The 3,885-nt window shown below is 38.2% G+C and carries 5 protein-coding genes and 1 pseudogene; 2 read left to right on the forward strand and 4 right to left on the reverse strand.

Translation table 11 applies throughout. From position 1 onward, the window contains the following. Window positions 1-98 precede the first annotated feature (98 nt). A complete protein-coding gene (locus tag ACFFU9_RS10785; RefSeq protein WP_379861449.1) occupies window positions 99-1,241 on the reverse strand; it encodes a Fic family protein in 1,143 nt (380 codons plus the stop codon). A gap of 456 nt (window positions 1,242-1,697) precedes the next feature. Here ACFFU9_RS10785 and ACFFU9_RS16235 point away from each other — a divergent pair, with 456 nt between their 5' ends. Then, the gene (locus ACFFU9_RS16235) at window positions 1,698-1,892 is read left to right on the forward strand and encodes a hypothetical protein (RefSeq protein WP_446685831.1); all 195 of its coding nucleotides are present in this window, start codon (window positions 1,698-1,700) and stop codon (window positions 1,890-1,892) included. 218 nt (window positions 1,893-2,110) lie between these two features. Here ACFFU9_RS16235 and ACFFU9_RS10795 read toward each other — a convergent pair whose 3' ends face one another. The 3 genes from ACFFU9_RS10795 to ACFFU9_RS10805 all read right to left on the reverse strand — a co-directional run bounded on the left by ACFFU9_RS10795 (window position 2,111) and on the right by ACFFU9_RS10805 (window position 3,248). Further along, the gene (locus ACFFU9_RS10795) at window positions 2,111-2,410 is read right to left on the reverse strand and encodes a type II toxin-antitoxin system RelE/ParE family toxin (protein WP_379861450.1); all 300 of its coding nucleotides are present in this window, start codon (window positions 2,408-2,410) and stop codon (window positions 2,111-2,113) included. Beyond that, window positions 2,403-2,654 carry a type II toxin-antitoxin system ParD family antitoxin gene (locus ACFFU9_RS10800; RefSeq protein WP_379861451.1) on the reverse strand — a complete coding sequence of 84 codons (252 nt, stop codon included), beginning with the start codon at window positions 2,652-2,654 and terminating at the stop codon, window positions 2,403-2,405. The genes ACFFU9_RS10795 and ACFFU9_RS10800 overlap by 8 nt, the downstream gene beginning before the upstream one ends. Before the next feature lie 93 nt (window positions 2,655-2,747). Further along, the gene (locus tag ACFFU9_RS10805; RefSeq protein ID WP_379861452.1) at window positions 2,748-3,248 is read right to left on the reverse strand and encodes a transposase; all 501 of its coding nucleotides are present in this window, start codon (window positions 3,246-3,248) and stop codon (window positions 2,748-2,750) included. Between the two features lie 311 nt (window positions 3,249-3,559). Here ACFFU9_RS10805 and ACFFU9_RS10810 point away from each other — a divergent pair. Continuing rightward, a pseudogene (locus tag ACFFU9_RS10810) lies at window positions 3,560-3,885 on the forward strand (IS91 family transposase); the annotation flags it as partial.

The following is a 3,885-nucleotide window of genomic DNA, read 5'->3' on the forward strand; positions in this document are numbered from 1 at the left end:
GAATTGGGATACAAACTGGTCTAATCTATTTAGACTTTATCGACTGTATAACAAGAGCCGTATGAATCGAGAGGTTCACGTACGGTTCTGTGAGAGGTTTAGGGATGAAATTCCCCTTTGCCTACTCGACTACCTGCTGGCATTCCTATCAGTTCATAATTTGTACTTCTTCCTCCTGCAGCTTCTTTTTGTAAGATTCCTTTATCAATTAGGTCGTTTATGTCTCGAACAGCAGAATCTTTAGAACATTTTGCAATCTTCGCCCATTTTGAAGATGTTAGTTTTCCATCAAATCCATTTATCATCTTATTTAACAATTTCCTTTGTCGGTCATTTATTGCTATGTCAATATATTTTTGCCAAAAATTTGCTTTAAATAGAACTCTTATCAAAACAGAGTCTGTCGATTTTAAAGCATTAATCAAGCAATTTAAAAACCAAATAATCCAAGCAGTTATGTCTAAATCACCTTTTTGTGTTTTCTCCAATATATCATAATATCCTTTTCTTTCTAATCGAATCTGAGCGGACATACTATAAAAGCGTTGGTTACTTTTATCAGACTGGGCAAGAAGCATATCAGTTAATGCCCTTGTTATTCTACCATTTCCATCTTCAAAAGGATGTATCGTCACAAACCACAAATGTGCAATTGCAGCTTTTATTACTAAGTCAATTTTACTTTTGTTGAACCAATCTATAAATTGGGTCATTTCTTTTTCCACAAAGTCAGAGTCAGGTGCCTGAAAATGTACTTTCTCTTTTCCCATTGCTCCTGATACAACTTGCATAGGCCCTGTGATATCTTTTCTCCAATCTGCAACGGTAATCTTATACATTCCACTTCTTCCAGTTGGAAATAGAGCGGCATGCCAATCAAAAAGTCTATCAATTGTTAATGGGTCAAAGCATTTTTGTGTTGCATCAAGCATCATTTCAACAACTCCTTCTACATTTCTATCGGATTCAACCGCGCCTGCTATTTCTATTCCTAATCTACGTGCAATTGATGAACGAACTTGGTCAGGATTGAGAATCTCTCCTTCAATCTCTGATGATTTTATAACGTCAAGTGTCAACGTATCGAGTAAAGCCTCATTTCTTAATTCGAAACCCAATGTTCCCATTTTTCCAAGAAGTCTGCCTTGCAAATTTCTTGCCTCACTCAGCAAATTCATGAAGTCGTTACTTCTCCAAGTAAATTCAGGCCAATTGTCTTTTTGATGTATAAAAACTTTCATTCAATGCTATATTTACAACGAAAATAGCATTTATTCGTCGCAAAACAAAATTAAACGTTGCTTATTGTGCATTGAATATCTATAATATTCGTTGCGCTGTCGTTCCTTTTGCTTGTTGGTAACGAATGCATATGTGTAGTATGGCCTCAGCGATATTAACACATGTGTAGTGTGTGTGCCCAGCATGGGCATCTTTTATTTACGGAAAGGTAAATAATTAATCTAGAGGGTGCAAGTCCGTTATGCGCAGGAGTAACGTTCTGAAGCATTAGTAAGTCGCAAGCTCGTTTGTCGTGAGATATGGATGAAGGAAGCAGGACTACAAAACTCGGTACTGACCCTTCGTCTACGCTCAGGACAGACCAAGCAGGAACCGTATATGAGGCATATTTACTTGGGTGAGCAAGCACATCATTGGCTGACCCAAAGTTACACTAAACTTAAAAAGCTAGATACTTGGCTAAGAAATCGGTTGCGCTATTGCATTTGGCACGATTGGAAAAGCTGGAAAGGAAACGTAAAAACCTCATTCGATTAGGTATAGAAGCAGGGCAAGCCTATGCTTGGAGTAGAACAAGAAAGGGAGGCTGGGCAGTCGCTCAACTGCGAAGCACATCACGAAATCCAAATTTTAAATATAATCTTGAGTAAAGCCCTATTTTAAAGACTACTATTACAGTTTCTAGACTTAAACGAAAAGGGTATAAACCTTTGTTAGATTACATTAATAATACGCAGACTTCAATTTGGTGAACCGCCGTATACGAGATCCCTTGGCCTGTCCTGAGCAAAGTCGAAGGATACGGTGGTGTGAGAGGCGCAGTGACGACTTTTAAGTCGTCACCCGTCTACTCGACTCTACGCAGTTTTTATTCAGCTATTCTTTTTCTTAAATCCATTCTTTCGTGTAAGATTCTTGTTATTTCAACATAATCTTTACTTAATGTTCGATAAAATATTATATGTCGGTTTGCTTGAATTCCGAGAAGTTGTTTTGAAATTCCCTCGTAGTTTTTTCCTAAATCTGGATTTTTAGCTATTTCCTCACAATTTGAAATTAATTCATCATAATATTTGTCGGCTTGTTTTTCTGACCAAACCTCAAATGTATATTCCCAAATTTTTGATAAATCAGCAACAGCTTTGTTTGTCAGTTTATATTCAGACATTCGAGTGTTTTTTCGCTTTTAGTGATTCAAGATGTTTTTTTGGGTCAAAATCGTGAGCAATTCCGCTGTCAATTCCTTCTTGAATTGCATTTTTCAAAGCAATCACTTTGCTTTCTTCTTCTTCCAGAAGTCTTAATCCTGCACGAATAACTTCGCTGACGTTTTTAAATCTTCCAGCGCTAATGCTGCTTTGAACGAATTGATCAAAATAATTTCCGAGTGATATTGATGTGTTTTTGTTCATTTTGAAACTAATTTAATTCAAATATACCAAAATTTGGTATAATCTCAAAATTTCTCTCAAATACTGACTAATGTTTTTATAATACTCAATAAATCAGCTACTTGTGATTCCGAGATCTTCATTGGTCAAAACGAATTTATCGATTTGTTTTTTAATTCTCTTAACCAAACCGAGTTTTCTCTTTTGGTCCAAAAAGAGATAGCCTTCCGGATTGATATAAGGTGTGCCCTTTACCACCATGTTCCAGATGATCACTGCTAGTTTTCGCGCGGTCGCACTGATGGCCGATACCCTTCCTTTTCTGAAATTGATCTTGTGGAAAAAATCCCTGAGCGGGGTGGACCCCTTTAGGTTCCCAATGGCATTGGCGGCATTGCGCAGTGCTATTTTGAGGCGGTTGCTGCTTTTTGGTACCCTGCTTGACAGTACTTTGCCGCCGCTGACCTTGTTGTTCGGAGCCAATCTCAGCCATGATGCAAAATGCTTGGCCGTAGAGAATTTTTTGATGCCATCAATCCCCACTTCGCTCATCAATGCCAGAACGGTTGAATAGCTCATGCCCTCAATGGCAAGCAGGTCGGTGCCTTCAAACATTTGGTAGGATTTTAGGTTCAGGTCAATGTTCTTTGGAGTGTTCTTGTTGATTCTTTTATGGGTCTTGGGTTCTATACCGTGTTGAACGAATCCTCCCTACCGATCGGAAGCCCCTCTCAGGATCTTATAGCGGAAGTTTCTTTTGTAAATATAATAGATTTATTAATTTGTAGCTAAATTTTAAATCTATAATCATGTTTAAAAAAAAGTAAGACCATTGCTGAGCGCCCTTTTGAGGAAGTAGCAGGCTTCAGTACCCTTTCCAGAACAAATTGGAGCAGAGTTTTTCCATCAATTGCAAAGCCAAAAGTATGGGCATGATTGCCGTGCTGCATACCTGGGCTCAAAATATGAGTTTGCACCCGCACTTGCACTGCATTGTCCCAGGCGGTGGCTTGAGCAAATCGGGACAATGGAAAACGGCCAAGAACAAGGGCAAATACCTCTTCAATGTAAAATCCATGAGCCAGGTGTTTCGAGCAAAATATATAGCAGAACTTAGAAAAAGTGACTTAAAAATCCCTCAAAAAATATACCATGAAGTCTTCCATAAAAAATGGATGGTTTATGCCAAAGAGCCTTTTAGAAGTCCAAAATATGTGATAGAATACTTGGGCAGATATACCCACAAAATAGC

This window comes from Mariniflexile ostreae, from assembly GCF_042427585.1.
Classification (GTDB): Bacteria; Bacteroidota; Bacteroidia; order Flavobacteriales; family Flavobacteriaceae; genus Pseudalgibacter; species Pseudalgibacter ostreae.